Source organism: Enhygromyxa salina (assembly GCF_000737335.2).
Classification (GTDB): Bacteria; Myxococcota_A; Polyangia; order Nannocystales; family Nannocystaceae; genus Plesiocystis; species Plesiocystis salina_C.
Window position 1 is genome coordinate 100,336 of the sequence record NZ_JMCC02000023.1, and the last position, 21,551, is coordinate 121,886.

The following is a 21,551-nucleotide window of genomic DNA, read 5'->3' on the forward strand; positions in this document are numbered from 1 at the left end:
ACGGAGCCTCTTGCTGAACAACCTGACCCCCTTCGCGGCGGCGCGCATGCCATTCATGACGTCGAAGAACCTCGAATCCGTGCTGGTCATCGTGGCGGGGCGCTTTGACCTGCCCTCTCCGGGCGCACACGCGGAGGTATCTATCAGTGAACGACAAGCCCTCCCGCCGCTCGAGGACGAATATCATGGGGTGGCCAGCAGCTCGAGTCTAAAGTGGGAGGGACTGGCCTCGAGCCCGCGTGCTGGTACGGACATCCATGTCGGCGGTGAAGCCTGGACGCCTGGCGGTAGGCCAGCGACGCAGGCCGTGGTCGAGGTCCGCGTTGGCGCTTGCCGACGCACGGCTGTGGCCTTCGGTGATCGGCAATGGCACCGCACGATCACCGGCCTGCGCCCGAGTTCGCCCGTGCCTTTCCAGCGCATGCCATTGGTCTACGAGCGCAGCTTCGGCGGCTTTGTAGAAGGCGCGCGCGGAGCCATCCGCGAGGCCTCGGAGCGCAACCCGGTCGGCCTGGGCCTCGTGCCCAGCTTCAGCTCGGCTGTCGATCAGGCCCTGCCAAACATCGAGGAGCCGCAGCAGCTGATCCAGGATCCCTCCGACGATCACCGCCGTCGGCATGGCGTGCCCGGTGGGGCTTTACTCAGCCGCCGCGCTGGCGGCCATGCGCGCGGGGCTGAACGAGTTCGAGCTCGACGACGAGACCGACTTCAGCGTCAGCAAGAGCTCCCACCTCGAGCCCGGGGCGGGTCGAACCGAGCGGACCTTGGCGCTCACGGAGGCGGCCTTCGTCGAGGTGCTGCCGACGCTGCTCGAGTTGGGCGTGTCGTCGATCCCATTGGTGTTGGCGTTGCCGAGCCCGGACGAACATGGCAGGCACATCCAGGCACAGGTTGGGGAGCGGCTGTCTCGGTTGAGCGCGGAGGTCGGTCGGGCCCGGCTGGATGTGATTGAGCGCGGGGGGATCGTCGCGGGTCGGGCCGGAGTCATGCACGCGCTCGGCTCCGCGCGAGAGCTACTCGCCGATGAGACGGTCCCCTACGTTCTCGTGGGCGCGATGGACTCGTTGGTCGATCCCGTCACCGTCGCGCAACTCGAGCACGCCGGGCTGTTGCTCTGTGCACGCAATCCCGATGGCCGCATCTGGGCGAAGCCGCGGTGTCCCTGTTGGTCAGCAAGTACCCCAGGCCCAACCGTGCGCAGGAGCCCTCTTCGAGGGGGCCAATCAAACCCCTGCGAACAAACAACCCGTTGGGAGCGAGGGGTCATGAGATGCCCGACACGTAGATGGCGAGGCACCCGCCCCGCCGTTGGTGCCCAGACGAGAGCCCCCTGCCAACAAACGATCCGTTGGGAGCGAGGCGGTCATGAGATGCCCGACACGTAGATGGCGAGGCACCCGCCATCGGTGCCCAGACAAGAGCCCCCTTCGAGGGGGCCAATCATACCCCTGCGAACAAACAACCCGTTGGGAGCGAGGGGGTCATGAGAAGCCCGACACGTAGATGGCGAGGCACCCGCCCCGCCGTTGGTGCCCAGGCGAGAGCCCCCTTCGAGGGGGCCACACATGCCCCCGCGAACAGCCTACCCGTCGGGAGCGAGCGAAGCGAGTGACCTGCGAAGTGCGAAACCGGCTGTGGGGGTCATGACTAAATCTCCCCGACCATCGAGTCTTCTGCGAGGTGATCCACGAGGTGGCTTGGCGACTGCACCCGGGCCCGACACTCGGCCGCCTTCTCGCTGTCGTCGCGGGCCGCGAACACCTTGGCCAGTCGCTCCCAGACCGCGTCGTCGAGCTCGAGCTTGTCGCGCTTGTCCTGGTCGAGCTTCTCGTAGAGCTCGGCGGCCAGTCGGTTCATGCCGCCACGAATCGCCAAGCTGATCGTGGTGACGACGGCCCGCTGGCGCTCTTCGTCATGGGCCTCGTGATCTGCGAGGACCCGGGTGATCTCGAGCGGGACCGCGGGCGATCGCGGGTGCTCTTCTTGCAGCGCCCGCAGCTGGGCCATCGCCCCCTCGAGGTCGCCACCCTTGGCGCGTGTGCGTGCCTTGGCGATCTCGGCGAGCAGGCCGCCCTCGAGCTCGAGTCGCGCGTACGAGCCGCTGGCGCTGGCGGCCATCAGCGCCGTCAACACTTGCATGGCTTGATCAGGCGGAAGTTCACGGACGTCGGGCGCGGGCGGCTCTTCGAACTGCTGTCCCGAGGCCATGGCACGCACGATCGTGAACAACAGGGCACCGACCGCGGTGCCAAGCAGGACGCCAAGCAGGCCGCCGAGCGGACCCGCGTAGTACCAGCCCCACGCGCTGCCGCTGGCGAGCGCGAGGATCACCAGCGAGATCGCCACCACCGCCGCCCGACCCTGAAGCTCTGGCGCTTTGATCCGATCGTCCTCGTCCATCCCCAGCAATTTAGTCGATCACGCCAGATCCATGAAGCAGAGTGTGGACCTGCTGGCGTGCACGCGCCCACTCGTGCGAGCATCCCCACCATGCGATTTCGCGCCGGCCCGCTCGCACTGGGTCTCGGACTGGGCCTGGGTCGGGGGCTCGGACTGGGGTTCGGGCGGGGGCTCGGTCGGGGGCTCGGACTGGCTGTCGCGGGGGCCGTGAGCGGAGCCCTGTTGCTGGCGGCCCCTGGGTCGGCCTGGGCTTCGGGGTTGGATGTGCCGCAGATCGGGACGACCTTCTCGAGCCCCACGACCAACGACGCGGCCGCGCTGTACTGGAACCCGGCGATGCTGGGCTTCGCCAACAAGGGCGAAGTCATGATCACGCTCGGGGTCGTGGGCGGCCACGTGGGCTACCAGCGCGATCGGCTCGGGGCCTATCAGTTCGAAGACTCGCTCGAATTCGCCGAGCCGATCGACCCGGCCGCGATCGACCCCAACAAGCCGGGCGCCTACCCGCGGGTGACCTCGCCAATTTTCTCGCCCAACGCGGGCCTGTTCGTGTCGGCGCCGGTCATCAAAGATCGGCTGACGCTGGGGTTTGGCGCCTACGTGCCCTACGCCGCGCCGCTGAGCTTCCCGGCGGATGGCGACCAGCGCTTCGCCCTGCAAGACGCGTTCATCGCCGTCGCGCGGATCTCGGCTGGGCTCGGGGTCAAGCTGCACGAGCGGGTGTCGCTTGGCGCGAGCGCAACCTACGTGCTGGGGATCGTGTCGCTGACCCGGGTCCAGGACTTCGCGGCGGTCGAGATCTTCTCTGAAGCGCTCGCCAACCCGCCGATCAACCAACCCAACGACTTTGGCGAGACCGCGCCCTCGACCGTGCGCGAGCTGTCGGTGCTCGCCCGGCCGTTCGCGCTCACCGACGGCTACTCGCACAACGCCACCTTCAACGTGGCGCTCGCGGCCAACCCGATCGATCCGCTGTGGCTGGGGCTGACCTACGATCACGGCTCGCGGCTCAACGTCAACGGGCAATTTCAGCTCGACATGAACGACGAGTTCTTCACGCAAGATCTCGCCGGGCAGGGCTTGGCGTTCCCGCCGCTGGTCGCCGGTGACGCCAAGCTGAGCTTTCGCCTGCCCAAGCGGATCATGCTTGGGATCGCGTACGACATCTCGAAGCGGCTGCGCGTCGACGGCAATTTTGCGTATGTGTTCTGGTCGGATCTAGACGCGTTCGTGATCACCCTGGACTCGCCGGATCTGGCCCAGCCCGAGATCGGCCTGCCCCGCCGAACCGAGGTGGCCCTGCGCCGCGATTGGAAGGGCACCGTCCACGCCGAGCTGAGCGTGCGCGCGACCGTTGACAAGCGCGAGCGCGTGCGGGTGTCCGGCACCTTGGGCTATCACTCGCCGGCCAGCCCCGACGCGACGATTGACGTGGCCTCGCCGGATGGGCATCGGTTGATCGGGGCGCTGGGGGTCGCGGTTGCGATCAACGAGCGGATCGGGTTGATGGCCGATGGCGAGGTGCAGGGGATCTTGCCGCGGACGGTGACGACCTCGGACTTCGATCTTGGCAATGGAACCTATGACTTGGTGCTTGGTGGCGGGCACTTGCACCTGATCGTGAAGTTTGGAAATGGTGGGAAGGTGCTGAAGGGGAAGGGCTGACGTTCGCGGGCCACCGTCGCCCGAGATTGGTTTGCTCCTTGGGCTGTCAGGGCGTCAGAACTGCGTGGCGCCCATAGCGCAAGCTGCAAGCACGTCGTTCGGCAGGCCCCCCGACCCGACCGCGAGGATGGTAGATTGCCTGGGTCGAGGAGTTGTATGTCGCACGCCCCTAGCTCGTTTTTATTTGGTTCCCCCATGTTGTTGCTGTGCCTGCTCGCGCCCGCGTGCGGCGGCGACGACATCGGCGGCAGCGGCGAGGCGGGGACGATCGGGGACACGGGTGACACCGCCGAAGACGAGTCGGGCGACTCGGACGGCGACGCGCAGTTTGGCGCCGAGGCCGAGATCACCTTGCGCCTCAACGACGACGCGCCGCCGCCGTTGAGCCTGCAGATGGGCCGCGATGAGGTCAGCGAGCTGTTCGGTGACGTCGCCGAAGACATCGAGCTGCTCGAGCTCGACTCGACACCGCTGCTCACCAACACGCTCAACGCGATCAAATTCGCGTGCGGTGACGACTGGCAGCTCGACAGCGAAGACCCCAACCACGACTGCTCGCAGACGACGCTGGGCCAGTCGTTTGGCGGCGGCAACTGGCAGAGCTCCGCGGAGTTCTCGATGGTGCGGATCCTGACGATGACGCCGGCCAACTCGGTGGTCAACGGAACCAGCCTCGCGGGCGTGGAGGGGGTGACGAATTTCCTGTCGCTGTTCACCGGTGGGTTTCCGGGCATGCTCGCGGAGAGCCTGGGGATCCCGAAGACTGGCGAGTTCCTGGACACCCAGTCGGTCGTCGCGTCAATGAAGACCAACCTGCTGGCGACCCACCCCGAGGTGTCGGCGGACGGCAAGATGGTCGTGACCCTCGCCGACGCGCTCACGGACATGGCAACGATGTCGACCCGGCTCGGGCCCGTCGGCGATCACCCGGGCGTGCTGGTCGCGGACTACCCCACCCACGGCGAGGTGTTTGGGCCCGACTTCGAGATGAAGGTCATCGCCGAGTCGAACCTGCGGGTGCTCGACGGCGTGGATCTGTCGGGCGGCAAGGACTTCATCTCGGTGGTCGTTGACGTGACCGGGCCCAGCTTCGATGACGAGGCAGAGTTCGACTTCACCGATCCCGCAAAATTCTCGATGACCGGGCTCAACCCAAGCCCGAGCCTGGATCTGCGGTTTGCGATCTTCGAGCACAACGGCTTCATCGAGTCGTGCACCGAAGAGGTCAGCCCGGCGTGCATCAACAACGCGCCGGACGTGCCCGTTGGCAACGGACTGGTCTGGACCTTGGACAAGTGGGATCTCGAGTACATGGTCGCGTACGCAGGTCTGCTGCGCTACGCCTCGCTCGAGACCGTGGTCACCAAGTTGTTCGTCGATCTGGTCGAGGTCGGCCAAGACGGCAACCCGGGGGGCTGGGCGGTGTTCAATGTGCCGTTGGGCTTTCTGTTCGACGAGCCGCCGGCCCAGTACGTGTGGGAGCTGATCAACGAGGTCGCGCAGCACAACCTGCACCACCTCGATCCCAAGGGCCCGGCCAGCTTCGCCGAGGGCGCGGCCAACGTGGAATTCACCCTCGAAGACATCCCGTGCGGCATCACGGGCGCCGAGGCCGAGGCCGCCGTGCGGCCGTTCTTGCAGGCCCAGGCGTCGGACATCGCGGGCTACTTGCTGGGCAACTACAAAGAAAACAGCGGGCCCGTCGATTTCTACTATCGCCGCGCCGACGATGGCGTGCCCTATCTGTTTTGGGTCGCGCCCCCGGACCTGCTCGATGGCCTGCCCTACAACTGGGCCACGCCGGGCTTCTACGCGGACGCGGGCCTGACCAAGAAGCTGTCGTCCACGACGATCGACGGGGTCGGCGACACGATGCACGAGAAGCTGCGCATCGATCCGGGCGAGACCGTCGTGTACGCGGCCGACGACGAGGGCGGCAGCTACAAGATCCGCGTGGTCGCCCCCGCTGGCGACCTCACCGAGGTCACCGCCTACGTCTCCAAGCGGGACAACTAGAGCAGGTCGGGAGCAAGTGGGGATGTTGCAGATCACGAACACGCTCAGCGCCATCGTCGTTGGTTCCATGCTGCTGCTTGGCGGCTGCATCGAGCCGCTGACGATCGAGGACGACCCACCGCAAGCCGAGATCGCCGTGTCCGAGACCCGGCGGATCGAGCTTCGCTACTTGCGCTTCGACGTCGAGGGCTTCGAGCAGGTGCTGACCCTCGACGATCTACGCGCGATGCCGCAGGCGACCCTGGACGGGGTCTGGCTGCTCGATCTCGAGTTGACCCCGCTGGTCCAAAACGCGCTCACGCAGCTCAAGCAGCTGCCGCCGGATCAGGTCTCGCAGCTGCCCCAGGCGGCGCAGAACATGCGGACGCTGCTCAACATCACACCTGACAACGTGGACTTGTCGGGCACCTCGCTCGAAGAGCTGATCGGCCTGTCGTCGTCGGTTGGGCTGCCGCCAGCCAAGGCCTTGAGCGACATCTTCGAGATCGGCGTGACGGAGAATTTCATCTCGATCGAGGCCAACACCCAGGCGGTGGTGCAGGGGCTGATCGCCAGCCACCCGGCCACGCAGCTGCGCGATGGGCCGGTCGACGCCGCGCACCCCGACGGGCTGTGGGCGGTCGCGCCCAACTCGCTGCCGATCACTTTGGGCGACGTGGTCAGCAACTTCGATGATCTGGCCATGCGCTTTGGCCCAACCATGACCGAGTTCGGCGAGCACCCCGGGTTCATCGAGCAGGCGACCGGGTTGTCGGTGATCGAAGAAGAATTTGCGATGACCGTGAAGGTCAACCTCAACCCGCTGCCCTACAAAGGCGCGGATCTAACCGACGTCAGCGGGGCCAGCGTCAACAGCATCGCCAGCCAGATCGAGTCGGTGTTCCCGGTTGACGACCCCGATTGGATGCAGGTCGAGGGCTTGGTCGCGAGTCCGTCGATCTCGTCGATGACGGTGGTGATGGTCGAGAATGATCAGTTCATCGCCAGCGGCACCAGCCAAGATCCGCTGCCAACTGGCAACTCACCGGCGTGGAGCCTGCCGCCGTGGGAGTTCGAGCGGGTCGTCGCAGAGATGACCATGCTCTCGGCAGCGGACATCTCGAACCACTGCACCAACTACGAGCTTGGCACCGGCGTGCAGGCGTTCTCGGCCTGCATCGACGACAACCATTGGGTCGAGTTCGAGACCTTCAACAACGTCGGCAACCCGCCGCCGCCAAGCTACGCGTGGGATGTCGTGCTCGAGCTCGCGCAGGTGCGCCTGCACGACGGCGGCTTGCAAGAAGGGGACGCAGACATTGCGTTCACCCTGTCCGACGTCCCGCTTGGGGTCGCGGCCGCGGACATCGTCGAGGAGATCCGCACCAACATGGCCGCGGATCCGGTCGCGCTGCAGGACCTCGCGGAGAACCTGACCGCCAACACGTTTGGGTTCGCCGATTTTTACTACTGGAAGCCCAAGCCGGGCGGCTCAGCGCAGTGGGAGGGCGATTGGTTGTTCTTCGTGACGGCCGACGACATCCCCGTTGACGACAGCGGTCCTGCGCGGCCCTATGCGTACGCAAACCCGGGTTTCTTCGCGGACGCGGCCCTGACCAACAAGCTGTCGAGCACGGCCAACGTCGACGGCGACGACACCCACGAGAAGGTTCGGATCGCGGCGGGGGACGTGCTGTTCGTCGAAGACGACGTGGGACGGGTGTATCGGATCGACGTCGCGGCCAAGCCCAGCGCGAACCGGCTCGCGCTCGACGTGACCCGGGTGAACTGACGGCAAACACCGGCCGAGCAGGCGTCCGCAGCTCGAGCGGCGTGGACGCTGGCCGCGTTCGACCTTGGCGTGGTCTGCCGATACAATGGCGGACCATGCTGCGGCGCCTGCAAACCCACGACGTCGGCCCGGCGAAGGACATGACGCTCGAGTTTGGCGAGCGGCTGAACGTGCTGACGGGGGACAATGGGCTGGGCAAGAGCTTCGTGCTCGAGCTCGTGTGGTGGCTGCTCACGGGGAGTTGGGCGGGGCCGCTCGCGGTGCCGAGCGGGCAGGCACCGAAGGTTTGGTACCAGGCGGGCGATCCGGCGGACGAGCGTGGGAGGGCACACTTCGAGTTCGCGGATCAAGCCTGGCGGTGGGACGGGGTCCACAAGCGCGCGCCACGAGGCTCGGTGATCTACGTTGGGGCGCAGCGGCAGGCGAGCTTCGTCCATGGGCGCAGCGTGTTTCCCCCGTCATTTCCAGATGTAGAGCATCGAGCGACAGAGCCCGACGCGTTTCGGTTTCAGGGTTCGGAGCTGTGGGAGGGCAAGGTGGATGGCTCGGGGCGACCCGTGTGCAACGGGCTGATCCGCGATGTCGTCAACTGGATGCGAAGCCGTCCGGTCGCCGGCTTTGGGTCGCCATCCGCCCCGCCGGCTCCCGATCCCTTCGCGGCGTTCGAGCGCGTGCTCGAGGTGTTGTCGCCGCCGGGCGGGAAACCGCTGACGATGGCTGCACCGCGTCGGGTGTTCGTTGGGGACTCGCGCGAGATCCCCACGCTGCACACGCCCTGGGAGCGCGAGCCGGTTCCGGTGACCTTGGCGGCCGCGGGCATGCGGCGGGTGCTCGAGCTCGCGTACTTGCTCGTGTGGACCTGGCACGAGCATCTGCAGGTCTCGCAGCTCAAGCGCTTGGTCCCTCAACAGGAGCTGTTCATTCTCGTGGACGAGCCCGAGCTGCACCTTCACCCACGGTGGCAGCGGACGGTGCTCCCCGCGATCGTGGCGGTCGCCAACGAGCTCGATCCCAGCTTGCGGGTTCAGCTGTTCGTGACCACACACTCGCCGTTGGTCTTGGCTTCGGGGGAGCTCTTGGTCGATCCGCAGCGCGATCGGCTGTTTCATTTTGACGCGCGCGGTGGCGATGTGGTCGTTGACGAGCACGCGTGGGTAAAGCAGGGCGATGCCGTTGGCTGGCTGACCTCCGAGCTGTTCGGGTTTGATCGCGGCGGATCGCTAGAGAGCGAACAGGCGATCCGTTGGGCGGATGCGTTCATGGAAGGTCGGGTTGACGAGATCCCAGAGCGCTTTCGGGACAAGCGCACGCTCGATGAAGAGCTCCGGCGTGTGCTCGCGGCCAGCGACACGTTTTGGGCGCGGTGGTTCGTGAGCAGCGAGGACGTGGCTTCGTGATTCCGGTCAGACGACCAGAGCGAGAGCCAGATGGCTTCAATGAGCACGTTCGTCAGGTCGGCATGGCCTGGATCGAAAAGACTACGGCGCGGACCTATCATCGGACGCCGCCACCCTACTGGCGGTGGTGCGAGCCGCACCTGCGCAGGACCTTCCTCGAGCGCTGTGGGTGGGCTGGCGTGTTCATCACGAGTGGCCAGGTCGAGCATTTCGTCAGCGCGCGGCGGTGCCTCGCTGCGGGCGGCGATCTGGCGCTGATCTATGATTGGGAAAATTATCGCTACGTGATGCCGGAGCTCAACAGCTCCAAGCAGGCGGTGGATGGGATGCTCGATCCCTATGATGTGCAGGCGGGGTGGTTTCGCTTGGTGTTGCCAAGCCTGCGGGTGGAGTTGACCGACGTCATCCCAGACCTCGAGCGTGAGCGAGCGATCAAGACCCTGGACCGGCTCAACTTGGAGAAGCACCCGAAGATTGTGCGCCTCCGGGAAACGTGGCTTGGGTGCTATCGAAACGGTGAGTTCCAGATCCGTACGGTCCGGCGGTTTGACCCGCTGCTCGCCGATGCGCTCGAGCGTTTGTTCGCTGCGCCCGTCGAGCAGCTCACGGAGCCGGCCCGAGGGCTACGGGAGCGCATCGTGGTGGAACGGCGTCGCGCGGGCCTGTCCGCGCCGTGACGCAGGAAAGCTGGCGCTCGCAAGCGGCCGCGTGAACTCCAAGGCCGGCGTGGCGAGGGTGACGTCTCGAGGCCGAGGTAGAGTAATCTTGGCGGGATGCCGAAGGACAGGATCGATGAGCTCGAGTCCGACGAGTCGACCGCGCCGATCAACGAGGACATGACGGTGCCCTACGACACGGGGGAGCTGCGCAGGCTCGCCCGCGGCGAGGTCAAGCAAGTGCTCGAGCGCCTCGCGGGTGAGCCGCTGCGGCTGCGGCGTGACAACCTGGTGCCGCGCCCGTGGGGCGGTCGCAGCTTGCTGACCTTCAAGGGCCTCGAAGGCGCGACGCGGCCCGGTCGCTACGGCGAGTCGTTCGAGGTCTCGGCCTACCCCGACGACCCCGAGGCCGCGCGCTATCCCAGCATCGTCGAGTTCGCCGATGGATCGTCGATGGGTCTGGGCGAGCTGCTTGGGCGCGCGGGCGAGACCGTGCTCGGGCGCAGCTTCTTCGCCGCGTATGGGCCCAACATTCCGCTGCTGCCCAAGCTGCTCGACGTCGAGGGCCTGCTCTCGGTCCAGAGTCACCCGCCCGGCAACCCCGAGGCGTATGTGGTGATCAACTGCGATCCCGGGGCGACGCTGCGGGTCGGCTTCAACCACAACGTGAACAGTGAGCAAATGCGGCAGATGCTGCGAGCTGCCCGGGCGACGCAAGAGCAGCTGGGCGCGCTGTTTTGGGTGTCCGAGGATCGCTACGCCCCGATCCTGGCCGAGCTGCTTGGCAAGCCGAACGCGGTCGCGCGGCTGGGCGAGCGCTTGACCCCGCTGTTGCACAAGCCGGGCGATCGTCCGCGGCTGCTCGAGTCGCTCGAGGTGCTCGACAGCTGCTACCGCGCGATGCTCGACTCGCTCAACGTCATCGAGCTGGCTCCCGGCATGGTCATCTTCAACGCCGATCCGCCGGGGGCGAGCACAGAGGTCACACCTTCGGCGCAGGTTCACTGCCTGGGCAATCCAGAGGGGCGGGCCGTGCTCATGCTCGAGGTCCGGCGGCCGGGCACGACCCATCGCGCGTGGGATCACGTGCGCTTCCCGGCTCGGGAGCTGGCGATCGACGAGGCGTTCGCAACGATGACCAGCCAGGCCACGCGGGCGGAGCAATTCGTGTGCGAGCGGACGCCGGTCGTGGGGCGGCCGGGGGTGTTTCGAACGGTCAGCTGTGGCGCGTTCGTGATCGATCACCTGTGCCCGCGCCCCGGCTTGTCGGTCGACGCGCTGACCGACGGCATGCCCAGCACGCTGCATGGGATCCGTGGATCCGTTCGCTTGCAGGGCCCCGACGACGTGAACTGGGGCGTGCTGCGAGCGGGGGAGTCGATGTTGTTGCCCGCTGGGATCCAGCGTCTGCGACTCGACGCGCAGACGTCCGACAGCGAGGTCGTGCAGGTCACGATCCCGTTGCCGCCAGCCTACTACCCGATGCCGATCGAGGATCAGCCAACCCGCGAGCTGCGGACGTTCAGTGTGGACGAGGCCAAGCTCGACAACCTGGCGCAGACCCGCCAGCTCGTCGCCGAGTCCGCTGGCCCGTCGCAGGTCATGGCGATCGTCAACGCGGGTGACAGCAGCGAGCTGCGGGCCCGGCTGCGGGCGCTGACGCCCGCGATCTTCCGGGCCGACGGGGCCACGAAGATCTACGTGCACGAAGAGGCGACCCGACGCGGACAGCTGCTGGGCTTGCTCGACGCGCTGCGCAGCCAGCGTGAGCGAGATGGCGGCCTCGATCCCGATCGCGTCACGCTTGGGGTGATGCTGCCGGGCAAGGGCACGCGGCTGAGCCCGCTGACGCAGCGGCTGCACGGCATCAAGCCGCTGTTTCCGGTCCCGGTCCGGGTGAATGGGCCGCTCGGTCCGGTGTGGCTCGACGGGGGGACCGCGTCGGTGTGGACGTGGACGCTCGTGGCGTGGGCGCTCGAGCACCACGGCTTTCGCGGGGTCGCGTGGAAGTGGGGGGACGAGCCGCAGGTCGCCGCGCGCTTGGCTGCGGCCTTCGACTATGATCTCGCGGACGTCGACGCTGTGCGGTTTGGCGCGGCGATTCAGCTCGATGGCGGTGTGGATGGTCTGGTCGCCAACGCGCGACAAGAGGCGCTCGCAAGCTCGAAGGAGTGGTTGCTCGCCGACGCTGGCTCGCGCGATCTGATCGTCCAGCTGCGTCGGCGTCCGCTCGCCCAGCTGCGTGACCAGCTCGCCAAGCATCAGGGTGAGCGGCGGGTCAACAGCTTCGTGCACGTGGGCAGCCCCGCGTTCTCGCACCTGTTCCTGCAGCACGCCGAGCGGGTGTTTGGTGACCTCGAAGGGTGGTTGGATGTCGACGGCTATCTGTTCGAGGCGCTGACCCACGACGAGGCCGCGTGGGCGGCCGAGCTCGAGCGTGACCCGCAGCTGCGGGCCCTGATCGAGCGCTGTCCCGATTTTTACGCGCGCGTGGCCGAGCTGCGCCGGGGGATCCAGGCCGAGCGCGGTCACCCCTTGCGGATCGTCGTGGTCGACATTGGCGCGGAGTCCTACTGGGGCGACATTGGCCAGCTCAGCCGGGCCCGCGACGTCTGGTCTGCGCTCGCGGTCGACGGCGAGCAAGGCGAGTTCGCCCGCGAGCTCGCCGGCTTTGTTGGGGTCGTCCCGGATCGGCACGGCAACTACCTCGTGGGTGACTCGCGGGTGCCGGACGACGGCAGCGTGCGCGGGTGCGTGGTGATCGACTCGGTGATCGGGCGCGGCCGCGCGCAGGGGGCCGTGCTGCTGGGCTCGCGGCTAGGCATCGCCGGGCTCGAGCCTGGGTCGGTGGCGATCGAGTGCCACGTCAACGCGCTGCGGCTCGGTCGCGACAGCCTCGCGTTTGGATCGATCGGCGACTACCTGCGGCTGCCGGCCGCGCACGTGCACACCAGCATCGTCGCGGATCCCGGGGCCGTGAAGCTGCAGCTCGAGAGTTGGTTCGCCGACATGCGTGAAGATCCTGGCGCGGGGGACAACTACACAACGCCCCGCTACGGGAACCCGACCAGCTTCGCGGCGAAGTTTCAGCAGATGCGCCAGCGCGAGGTCGAGACCGCCGAACTCGAGGCGCGGATCCAGAGCTTGGCGAGCACGTACGGGCCTGCGCGCGAACAGTGACTACAGATGAGCCAAGCGAACGGGCGCGCTCAACCAAGCGTGTTCTTGTTGTTGTGAAACAACGGATCCCCCAGCCGACACGCCCCCTTACCCTCGAATTTAACATCGAAGGAGTAGAGCATGAACTCCGCGGCGTCACGGCTGGTCCCGCTTGCGACGCCGCCGCTGCTGCCAGCTTCATCGCCCGAAGACTTGCTGTACTTGGCGCCCTTGTTCATCGGCATCGCGCCGTCGCAGGTGATCGTGGCCGGCCCGTCGGCGGTGTCGGCCGAGCGCGCGATGTTGGGGTAGGGGATCGGCACCGGCCCGGCGGGGCCTGGGGTCAGGCACACGTCGGGGAACACGATGCTCATGCCGCCGCTGTTGCCGTGGGCGACGCCGCGTCCGTTGGCGAAGGTTCGCTGAGCCATGTCAACGGTTAGCGTATAGCAACAGCGCGCCGCAGTGGCCGGGATCCGAGCAGGCCCAGACCAGGGTGGGGCCGGGCGCGATCCCAGCTTGCATGAAGCGCGGTGCGACGCCGAGCATCAACGGCGCGAGCGCGGCCCCGCAGTCGCCAACGTACTCCGCGGGGTGTTCGATCCGCAGCGGCTCCGCAAAGTGCTCGCGGTTGCGCACGAACGCGACGCCCCACGCGTTGGCCGACCTGCTCTCACCGTTGAGCCCGGCCATGACTAGGTTGACCAGCTGACCCTCGCCGCGAGGTGGGTCGAGCACACGGCTGCACGCTGTCGCCAGGGTCGTGCGCCGAGGCTCGCAGGGCGCGGCCAGCGAGACCGCGGTGATCCACGCCAGCGGGGTCAGGCCCCGTCGTTGACAGGTCGCCGCGGTCGCGAGCACGAAGCACGCGGCCGCCTCGCCGGGGGTGAACGCGTCTTGCGGCCCGCGGGTGCGCAGCCGGCCGTCGCGCTCGAGCGCGGCGATCCGCTCGTGGTCGAGGTGGCTGTCCACGCCGCCAACCAGCACGAACTCTGCGTGACCGGGGATCAGCAGTTGGTCGCGGGCGGCCGTGATCGCGGTGAACATGCCGGCGCGGCCGTCGGGGAACAGCCGGCTCGAGGTCAGCGCGAGCCGCCGCTCGGTCTGGACCGCGAGCATCGGGAGGAACTGCTCGGACAAGAACGCATAGCCCGGCAGCGGCCGCGGGACGGCCAAGAACGCGGGCAGCTCGACGTTGGCGAACTCGCGCGAGAGCGCCTCGTGGATCGCACGGGTCGCCAGCCGCAGCAGTCGCGGCTCGAGCGGGCTGGCTCGAACGCACTTGCGCAGCGCCTGGGCGATCGGGGGCAAGTAGGCGTTGGCGAGGTGACCCATCACGACCGGCTCGAGCTCGCCGTCGAGCACCCACGTCTCGCGCTTGCGGGTGATCCCAGCGCGGATCGAAGCGGCGGTCTGCCGGGTGTCCAGGCCGATCGGGGAGCAGACCCCGACACGCACGACAGCGAGCGCTTCGGTCACGGGTTTTGTCCTCGTGATTCGGTTGCGCCGTCGAGCTCGGCGAGGCCGACGTCGACGCGGGACACACGAAGCAGCTGCTCGTCGACGGCCAGGCTCGCCCGCCAGGTGAGGTCGAGGTCGACCTGGCTCTCACCTGATTCGACGACGACGGTGTCGAGCACGGGATCCAGCACCATCGTCGCCCCGGCCACGACCGCGCTAACTTCAAACCGGCAGCGCGGCAGCGCGAACTGCCAGCTTTGGTCGGGGTGGAAGCCAGTCAGGGCGATCAGCTCGCCGCCGCGCAGGCCCGCCGCGAAGCTCAGGCCCGGCGATGCGCTGCAGAAGAACAGCGGGTCGAAGTCCGTGGGCAAGAACGGGGCCTGATGCTTGCGCCAGCTCGCGTCGTAGCTGCCCGCGTACGCGGCCCGCGGCTGCCAGCTTGGCGCGATCGCCCCGAAGCCGGCCGGCTGCGGGGTCTGGCCGAGCCAGGTCAGCGGATCCGCGGGATCGTCGATGTTGGGGACCGGTTGACCGATCATGTGCTCGGGCCTGCGCGCGCCGACAAAGCCCACGCCGACTGGATTGCGCGGCTCGGCCAGCTGCGCGCCGCTCAGGTCGCGGCCACCAAACGCGCGCTCCCAGGTGATCGGCATGCGCACGAACGGGCGCGGTCGACTTGGCTGAACGTGACCGCCGTACTCGACCCAGCTGCGATCACCGTGGACCCGCGCGCGCTTGGTGAAGTTGGCCACGCGCACGCTGACGTCGAGCTGGGGGATCGCCTGGGCCCGCGGCGCGCAGGCGTCTCCAAGCACGATCACGTCGGCGGCCGGCTTGGGGAGGTGAAGCTCGTTGGGGTAGCGGAGGCTGCTGGCGGTGGGGTCGCCCCAGTATGCGTCGGCGAGGGTGATCGGGCGCTGGTGTTCGGCGATCTCGAGCGTGTCCGTGACCACGAAGCTGGCCTTCAGCACGGCGACGATCGTGTCGACGCCGCGACTGTCTGGGGTAGCGAAGATCGTTGCCACGAAGGGCGAGGTGTTTCGTAGCTGCAGCATGAATCACGAACCTACAGACAACCCCAGCCCGCGCTGAAAGTCCGCGAACGCCAGCCGCGCGAACACATCCTGAATCTGCCGATGTTGCGCCCCCATCAGCGCCCAAGTTGCGATCTGTGCCCTGCCCGTCGACCGGGCCGCGAGCTCGAGCGCCAGCGGGTGGCGACGCCGCGTCGGCACCACGGCCAAGCTCCGCGCGAGCGCGGGCAGATCCAGCGCCGCCCCATTCGAGTAGCGCAGCTGCGGATCAAATTGCCCCCGACGCTGCGCCCACCAAAACCGAAGCGCGTCCGGGTTGGGCAGCCGCAGCTTGTCGTCGCCGCTTTGGATCACCGCTTGGTCGAGGTCGTCACGGTCGAGCGGCGGCAGGCCGTCCTCGGGCGCCTCGCCGACACGCACGCCACGGTCCAGCCAGTGGTCCGGCTCATCGTCCCGCAGCCCCGCGACCGCACACACGACCTCGCCCGCGAGCCGGGCCAGCCGCGGCTCCTCGAGTAGCTCGAGCGCGAGATCAACCGCAGCCGGCCGCCCGCTCAGCCCCGCCGCCCAGACCAGCGCTGGCGTGGGTGTGTCGCGCAGCGCGGCGAGCAAGCGCTGGTGGACCGACGCGTCCCCGAGCATCGCCAGCCACCCCAGCGCCTCGCGCTGCCAACGACCTCGGCTGAATGCCTCGCGCGGGACCGCCAGCCACGCGGGCATCTGACCGCGGATCAACCCGCTCTCGATCGCGGCCCAGCGCAGCGCGTCGTCCTCGTGCTGCATCATTGGATGCAGCAGCCGCAGCGCCGACGGGGCGCCCGTGTGGCGAGCGAGCTGTGCAGCCGCACGTTGAAGGTTCAGGTCTTCGGCGCCCAACCACGCGATCAGCTGCTGACCCGCGTTGACCCGGTGCGCCGCAAAGATCCGCAGCCGGCTGGCGAGCACCTGCGGCCCCAGCCGATCCAGATCACGCCCCAACCACGGCACCAGCCCGTCGCGTTGGCTGAGCGAGAACCCCCGCACCAGCCCCCGGTGCCCGACCGCCTCGGCCTGATCGAAGCTCGCCAGCAGCTGCTCGCAGGCTTCGACCCCAGCTCCGTGGAGGATCGCCAAGCAGACCGCGGCGCTGCGAAATTCATCGTCGTCGAGCTCGCTCAGCGCGGGCAGCAGCAGCCGCTGCACCACGCTGGGCCCACCGATGCGCAGGCCCTCGAGGTGCGCCAGCAACCGCTCCTCTGGCCCCGCGCGCAGCTTGGCATAGCTGAATTTGGGCGAGTCGACACAATTCGACCAGGTCTCGACGAGGAACTCGGCCTCGTCGAGGTGCTCTTTCATGATGTCCCAGATGACATCGCTCATCGGCCCTCGAACTCGCCAAGTGTTATACGCTGTTAGACGCCCCGCGAGCCAATCGATGCCCGAACGTCTTTCGCCCGTCAGCTACGAGCTCTCGCTGTCCGACCACGCAGAGGCGACGTGGCAGGTGACCCGCGTCAGCATTACCGAGGCGCTCAATGAGCCCTACCGCGCGGTCATCGACGCGCGGACCGAGGCCGAGCACTTTGACACCGACACGCTGCTTGGCTGTGACGCGGCGCTGACCCTCGCCCGCGGCCAGGGCCAGGGCCAGGGCCGGGCCGTGTGCGGGCTGGTGTCCCGCATCGACTTCTTGGGCGTTGGCGATCCCCACTTGATGCTGCGCTTTCATGTGGTCCCCGCCGCGGCCGTGTTGCGGCGCAGCGTGAACTCGCGGATCTGGCAGCAGATCGAGACAATCGAGATCATCGAGCAGGTCCTGGGGGCTGGACTGGGCGACTATGGGCGCGAGCTCGACCGCCAGGGCATCGCGCGCGGGCACACGCTGCGCGACTATTGCGTGCAGTATCGCGAGTCGGACTTCGACTTTGTCTCGCGCTTGCTCGAGGAAGAGGGCATCTCGTACGAGTTCATCCACGAGGCCAAGACCAAGCTCGAGCGGCTCACCCTGCGCGACGCCAACGGGCAATACGCCGAGCTCGAGAGCGACCACGGCGGCGCCGAGCTGCCGATCATCACCAGCAACCCAGGCGAGGCCGACGTCGAGTCAATCCAGGAGTTCGAGTGGAGCACGGAGCTTGGCTCGACCAGCGTGCTGCGCCGCGACTTTGACTGGCAGACCCCGCGGCACCTGCTGAGCGCACACAGTGAGGGCACCGACGATCGCGGCCGCGACCGGCGGGTGTTTGCCCACGGCACCCGGCGCTTCATCAAAGACGAGCTCGAGGAGCGGGCCAAGGATCAGCGCTTGGCGGCAGCGCTTGGCGCTCGGGTCGCGCGGGGTCGCAGCAACGTCACCGCGATGCGCCCCGGCCTGCGGTTTCGGGTCATGGGTCACTACCGGCTGGATCTCGAGCAGGAGTACCTGGTCACCCACGTTCGCCACAGCGGCGCCGAGGTCAATGTCAGCACCGCCGGCACCGCCGGCGAGGCGTACATGAACGAGTTCGAGTGCGTGCCCTTCGACGCGCCGATCCGGCCAGCGGCGAAGACCCCCAAGCCGCGCGAGTACGGGCCACAGACGGCGATCGTGACCGGGCCCGAGAGCGAGGACATCCACACCGATGAGCTTGGCCGGATCCACGTCCAGTTTTATTGGCAGGAGCACCCAAGCTACGCCGCCAACGCCTCGTGCTGGGTCCGGTGCTCACAGAGCTGGGCAGGGATGGGATGGGGCGCGCAGTTCATCCCGCGGATCGGCATGGAGGTCGTCGTCGAGTTTCTCGAGGGCAACCCCGATCGCCCGCTGGTGACCGGCTGCGTCTACAACACCGAGCACACGCCGCCGTTCGCGTTGCCCGACCACAAGACCCAGAGCGGGTGGCGAAGCGAGTCGTCGCCGGGCGGCGGCGGGTCGAACGAGCTGCGCTTCGAGGACGCCGCGGGCGACGAAGAGATCTATCTACACGGCGAGAAGGACTGGACGATCGAGATCGAGAACGACAGGCGCGAGACCATTGGTCACGACGAGTCGTTCTCGATCGGGCACGATCAGACCGGACAGATCGGCAACAACCAGACCCTCACCGTTGCCTGTAACCAAGTCGAGACGATCGGTCTGAGCCGCACTGATGCGATCGGCGCCAGCGCGCTCGAGACCGTGGGCGTGGCCAAGAGCGTGATCGTGGGGACCGTGCTCGACGAGCGGATTGGCACCAACCGCAGCACCGCGATTGGCGAAGATCACACAGTGAGCGTCGGCGGCGACGCCACTGAGACCGTGGCCGGCGACAAGTCGGTCGCGTCAAACAAGCTCACTGTAGAGAGCGCCGACGCGATGTCGGTGACCAGCGCCAAGACCTACTCGCTCGAGGTCACCGATCGGCTGACGATCAAGGGCGACGAGAAGGTGATCGTCGAGGCCGCCGAGGAGATGGTGTTCAAGTGCGGGGACGCTTCGATCACCTTGAAGAAGGACGGAAAGATCCAGATCAAGGGGAAAGACGTGCTGGTCAAGGGCTCGGGTAATGTAGTGATCAAGGGTCAGGAAGTGGCTGAGAACTAGTGCATCAGATCTGAAGTCCGTTCCGGGTTTCGGGACGAACGACCACGGTCTGTTCGGCGGCTCTCTTCCACAGCTACGCTTTCGCCGAGATCATCTATCGCGTCTGCGAATCGAAAGCAGGCCGCGCGAGTGGAGGGGGCCTGCCTCGAGCACCACACCGCAACCGCCAAGGTCGGTACTCGGCGACAGCGGAGTCAGGCGATATCGGCTAGGACCCAGGGGAAGTTCTCTACGACGGTCGCTACCAGCACATCGATGTTGTCTCGAAACGGCGTGCGCTCCCATCGGCCGCCGCGGACGTTCATGTCGAGACACCACAGGTGGACCCCATCACGGCGCAAGCGAAAGTACTTGACGGGATCGTCCTCGGGGCCTGATTCGACGACCACGGTCGCGCCGTGCTTGCGTGCGCGGACGTGTTCGACGCCGCGGCTGTGGAGCAGGGCCTCGACCCGTGAGGCGTGTTGTGGCTCGGCATTGTACTTGGCGGGCATGGTTCGGGCCCCTCACGCTGTCGCTCGCAGCTCATGCTGCCGCCAGTCCGAGCGCCATGTCCAGCGAAACGGATGCTTCTCGTCGCGGTTCCAGCACCCGATGAAGCCCAGCACCCGTCGGCGTTGGTGCGCCGCACTCATGAAGTCACCGTGCCGGACCACTCGACGCTGAAGGATCGAAAACCAGATTTCGATCTGATTCATCCACGAGGCGTGCGTGGGCTGTTCGACGTCAATTAAATTTGCCGGTCAGCGACATTTACTTTTGCCGGTGCGGGACTTGCTCACCTCGCCCACGGCGACCACGCGTGAGGGGTAGTTGTCGTTCGAGCTTGGTCGCAGCCCACTCATGATCATCAGTCCTTCTTCTTGCTCTTGGCCTTCTCGGTCCGGTAGCTCGGCACGTCGAATTCCAGGACCACCGAGTGATGCACCAGGCGATCGATCGCGGCCGAGGTCGCCATCTTGTTCTTGAAGATCCGATCCCATTCGCTGAAGACCAGGTTGCTCGTCAGCGCGGTTGACCGCCGCTCGTAGCGTTCGGCCAGCAGGGTGAAGAGCACCTCGGCCTCTTCGGGCGACTGGTTCACGTAGCCGATGTCGTCGAGGATCACGAGCTCGAAGTTGTCGAGCTTGCGCAGCTTCCTCGGCAGCACGAGATCCCGCTTGGCGGCGAGCAGCTCCTGGACCAGCGAGTAGGTCGGTGTCCAAAGCACGGAGCGCCCCTGAGAGACGAGCACGTGACCGAGGGCCGCGAGCAGGTGGCTCTTACCGACGCCCGGCAATCCGAAGCCGAGGACATTGATCGCCTCGTCGAGGAAGGCGCCGCTCTCGAGTTCCCGGATCTTGCGGAGCACTGGCTGGCCGAGCCGCTTATCGTCGAAGGTCTCGAATGTCTTGCCTTCGGGCAGCTTCGAGGCCCGACGAAGCCGCGTCACCCGACGCTCGTGTCGGGCATCCTCCTCGAGGCCGAGGACCTCGGCGATCGTGGCCAGCGCTTGGTCATGGCCGGCGGTGACCAGGCGTGGCACGAGCTCCTCGGCCGCAGCCGTCAGCTTGAAGCTGCGCAGAAGCTCGGTGATCAGCTCGGCGTGGTTTGCGGTTCGCCTGCTCACGCGGCACCTCCGATCAGGGCGTCGTAGTCCTCGAGCGTCGGGCTCGGGATGTTGATCACCGGGACCTCCGACTCACGCGGTCGCACCTGCGCCTCGACGGCGGCGTAGTCGAGGCGACCACCACGAGCATCGAGCAGTCGCGCGAGCGCGGCCTCGACATTGGCCTCCATGGTCTTCGCCGACAGGTGCAGGATCCGGACGTACTCGACGTCGGCCCGATCTCCGTGCGTGGCCACCAGCGCGTCGTAGGCTCGACGGAATGTCAGCGTCGGGTACAGCTCCTCGCGGAAGCGGTAGTTGGCGAAGGCTCCGGGCTTGCGCACCAGCGACGCGATCACATGGCGATAGTCGATCCTGTGATTGAGGTCTCCTCGCAGCCGCGGGAAGACCTCGACGAGCTCGTTGCGGTAGCGCAGCTCGATCGTGTTCGGGTACACCCGGATCTCGACCTGGTGGCCGATCAGTCGAGACGGCACCGAGTAGATCCGGCAGCGGACCCTGACCGTGCTCCAGCGTCGGACCTTCGGCGTCTCGACCGTGTAGGTCGGGACCGGCTTGATCGGGAGCGGATTGAGATGCGCTCGCTCTTCGAGCAGTCGGCCTTCGATGTGGCGGTTGTGGTCGTGCTCGAGGGTCTGTTGAACGAAGCGCTCGTACTCGGCCGCGCTCTCGAAGTCGTTGCTGCCGCGGAGGATCAGCGCCTGTCGGATCAGGCTCTTGGTTCGGCGATGGCGGACCTCCACCGCGCCGTTCTCATTGGCCTTCTTGACGTTGATCCGCCTGACCTTCTTGAAGCCCAGGTGTTCGCACACGTCGCCGAAGCGCTTGTTGAGCCCGCGGCC

At 67.2% G+C, this 21,551-nt stretch carries 16 protein-coding genes and 1 pseudogene; 8 read left to right on the forward strand and 9 right to left on the reverse strand.

Annotated elements, in window-relative coordinates; all coding sequences use genetic code 11:
- Positions 1-55: 55 nt before the first annotated feature.
- Positions 56-547: pseudogene (locus DB30_RS43075) on the forward strand (DUF2169 domain-containing protein); the annotation flags it as partial.
- A 90-nt stretch (positions 548-637) separates the two neighbouring features.
- Here the strand turns inward: DB30_RS43075 and DB30_RS42220 are convergent.
- Together DB30_RS42220 and DB30_RS10865 are read right to left on the reverse strand one after the other, a co-directional pair.
- On the reverse strand, positions 638-880 hold the full coding sequence (locus DB30_RS42220) for a hypothetical protein (RefSeq protein ID WP_240480204.1): 243 nt from the start codon (positions 878-880) through the stop codon (positions 638-640).
- Between the two features lie 767 nt (positions 881-1,647).
- On the reverse strand, positions 1,648-2,400 hold the full coding sequence (locus DB30_RS10865; RefSeq protein WP_052548324.1) for a hypothetical protein: 753 nt from the start codon (positions 2,398-2,400) through the stop codon (positions 1,648-1,650).
- A 90-nt stretch (positions 2,401-2,490) separates the two neighbouring features.
- On the opposite strand from DB30_RS10865, the gene DB30_RS10870 reads away from it, so the two are divergent.
- The 6 genes from DB30_RS10870 to DB30_RS10895 all read left to right on the forward strand — a co-directional run bounded on the left by DB30_RS10870 (position 2,491) and on the right by DB30_RS10895 (position 13,085).
- Positions 2,491-4,065: an OmpP1/FadL family transporter gene (locus DB30_RS10870; RefSeq protein ID WP_146658485.1), complete on the forward strand. Its 1,575-nt coding sequence runs from the start codon at positions 2,491-2,493 to the stop codon at positions 4,063-4,065.
- Between the two features lie 195 nt (positions 4,066-4,260).
- Positions 4,261-6,081: a hypothetical protein gene (locus tag DB30_RS10875; RefSeq protein WP_052548326.1), complete on the forward strand. Its 1,821-nt coding sequence runs from the start codon at positions 4,261-4,263 to the stop codon at positions 6,079-6,081.
- A 22-nt stretch (positions 6,082-6,103) separates the two neighbouring features.
- Entirely contained in the window at positions 6,104-7,852 is a 1,749-nt protein-coding gene (locus DB30_RS10880) for a hypothetical protein (protein WP_052548327.1), read from the forward strand.
- Between the two features lie 95 nt (positions 7,853-7,947).
- Positions 7,948-9,249, forward strand: a complete 1,302-nt coding sequence (locus DB30_RS10885; protein ID WP_052548328.1) for an AAA family ATPase — start codon at positions 7,948-7,950, stop codon at positions 9,247-9,249.
- Positions 9,250-9,311: 62 nt separating this feature from the next.
- Entirely contained in the window at positions 9,312-9,926 is a 615-nt protein-coding gene (locus DB30_RS10890) for a hypothetical protein (protein WP_146658486.1), read from the forward strand.
- Positions 9,927-10,022: 96 nt separating this feature from the next.
- Complete coding sequence (locus DB30_RS10895) at positions 10,023-13,085, forward strand: hypothetical protein (RefSeq protein WP_052548330.1); 3,063 nt, start codon at positions 10,023-10,025, stop codon at positions 13,083-13,085.
- Positions 13,086-13,114: 29 nt separating this feature from the next.
- Here DB30_RS10895 and DB30_RS10900 read toward each other — a convergent pair whose 3' ends face one another.
- From DB30_RS10900 to DB30_RS10915, 4 genes are read right to left on the reverse strand one after another with little or no spacing between them, the layout of a single operon-like run.
- A complete protein-coding gene (locus DB30_RS10900; RefSeq protein ID WP_052548331.1) occupies positions 13,115-13,495 on the reverse strand; it encodes a DUF4150 domain-containing protein in 381 nt (126 codons plus the stop codon).
- 1 nt (position 13,496) lies between these two features.
- Positions 13,497-14,543, reverse strand: coding sequence for a hypothetical protein (locus tag DB30_RS10905; protein WP_052548332.1), 1,047 nt, complete (start codon positions 14,541-14,543; stop codon positions 13,497-13,499).
- A complete protein-coding gene (locus DB30_RS10910) occupies positions 14,540-15,580 on the reverse strand; it encodes a DUF2169 family type VI secretion system accessory protein (protein WP_052548333.1) in 1,041 nt (346 codons plus the stop codon). Before DB30_RS10910 ends, DB30_RS10905 begins: the two co-directional genes overlap by 4 nt.
- Positions 15,581-15,583: 3 nt before the next feature.
- Positions 15,584-16,918: a hypothetical protein gene (locus tag DB30_RS10915; protein ID WP_052548334.1), complete on the reverse strand. Its 1,335-nt coding sequence runs from the start codon at positions 16,916-16,918 to the stop codon at positions 15,584-15,586.
- Positions 16,919-16,973: 55 nt separating this feature from the next.
- Here DB30_RS10915 and DB30_RS10920 point away from each other — a divergent pair, with 55 nt between their 5' ends.
- Positions 16,974-19,100, forward strand: a complete 2,127-nt coding sequence (locus DB30_RS10920) for a type VI secretion system Vgr family protein (RefSeq protein ID WP_052548335.1) — start codon at positions 16,974-16,976, stop codon at positions 19,098-19,100.
- Positions 19,101-19,294: 194 nt separating this feature from the next.
- On the opposite strand, the gene DB30_RS10925 is transcribed toward DB30_RS10920, so the two are convergent.
- From DB30_RS10925 to DB30_RS10940, 3 genes are all read right to left on the reverse strand, one after another.
- Positions 19,295-19,594, reverse strand: a complete 300-nt coding sequence (locus DB30_RS10925; protein ID WP_052548336.1) for a hypothetical protein — start codon at positions 19,592-19,594, stop codon at positions 19,295-19,297.
- 356 nt (positions 19,595-19,950) lie between these two features.
- A complete protein-coding gene (gene istB, locus DB30_RS10935; protein WP_052548338.1) occupies positions 19,951-20,709 on the reverse strand; it encodes an IS21-like element helper ATPase IstB in 759 nt (252 codons plus the stop codon).
- A partial coding sequence (locus DB30_RS10940; protein WP_420870652.1) for a Mu transposase domain-containing protein occupies positions 20,706-21,551 on the reverse strand: 846 nt, incomplete at its 5' end. The genes istB and DB30_RS10940, both read right to left, overlap by 4 nt.

Excerpts from the sequence above, each read along its gene's own strand:
- DB30_RS42220 (WP_240480204.1), bottom strand. The coding sequence starts at position 880 with ATGTGCCTGCCATGTTCGTCCGGGCTCGGCAACGCCAACACCAATGGG.
- DB30_RS10865 (WP_052548324.1), bottom strand. The coding sequence starts at position 2,400 with ATGGACGAGGACGATCGGATCAAAGCGCCAGAGCTTCAGGGTCGGGCG.
- DB30_RS10870 (WP_146658485.1), top strand. The coding sequence starts at position 2,491 with ATGCGATTTCGCGCCGGCCCGCTCGCACTGGGTCTCGGACTGGGCCTG.
- DB30_RS10875 (WP_052548326.1), top strand. The coding sequence starts at position 4,261 with ATGTTGTTGCTGTGCCTGCTCGCGCCCGCGTGCGGCGGCGACGACATC.
- DB30_RS10880 (WP_052548327.1), top strand. The coding sequence starts at position 6,104 with ATGTTGCAGATCACGAACACGCTCAGCGCCATCGTCGTTGGTTCCATG.
- DB30_RS10885 (WP_052548328.1), top strand. The coding sequence starts at position 7,948 with ATGCTGCGGCGCCTGCAAACCCACGACGTCGGCCCGGCGAAGGACATG.
- DB30_RS10890 (WP_146658486.1), top strand. The coding sequence starts at position 9,312 with ATGGCCTGGATCGAAAAGACTACGGCGCGGACCTATCATCGGACGCCG.
- DB30_RS10895 (WP_052548330.1), top strand. The coding sequence starts at position 10,023 with ATGCCGAAGGACAGGATCGATGAGCTCGAGTCCGACGAGTCGACCGCG.
- DB30_RS10900 (WP_052548331.1), bottom strand. The coding sequence starts at position 13,495 with ATGGCTCAGCGAACCTTCGCCAACGGACGCGGCGTCGCCCACGGCAAC.
- DB30_RS10910 (WP_052548333.1), bottom strand. The coding sequence starts at position 15,580 with ATGCTGCAGCTACGAAACACCTCGCCCTTCGTGGCAACGATCTTCGCT.
- DB30_RS10915 (WP_052548334.1), bottom strand. The coding sequence starts at position 16,918 with ATGAGCGATGTCATCTGGGACATCATGAAAGAGCACCTCGACGAGGCC.
- DB30_RS10920 (WP_052548335.1), top strand. The coding sequence starts at position 16,974 with ATGCCCGAACGTCTTTCGCCCGTCAGCTACGAGCTCTCGCTGTCCGAC.
- DB30_RS10925 (WP_052548336.1), bottom strand. The coding sequence starts at position 19,594 with ATGCCCGCCAAGTACAATGCCGAGCCACAACACGCCTCACGGGTCGAG.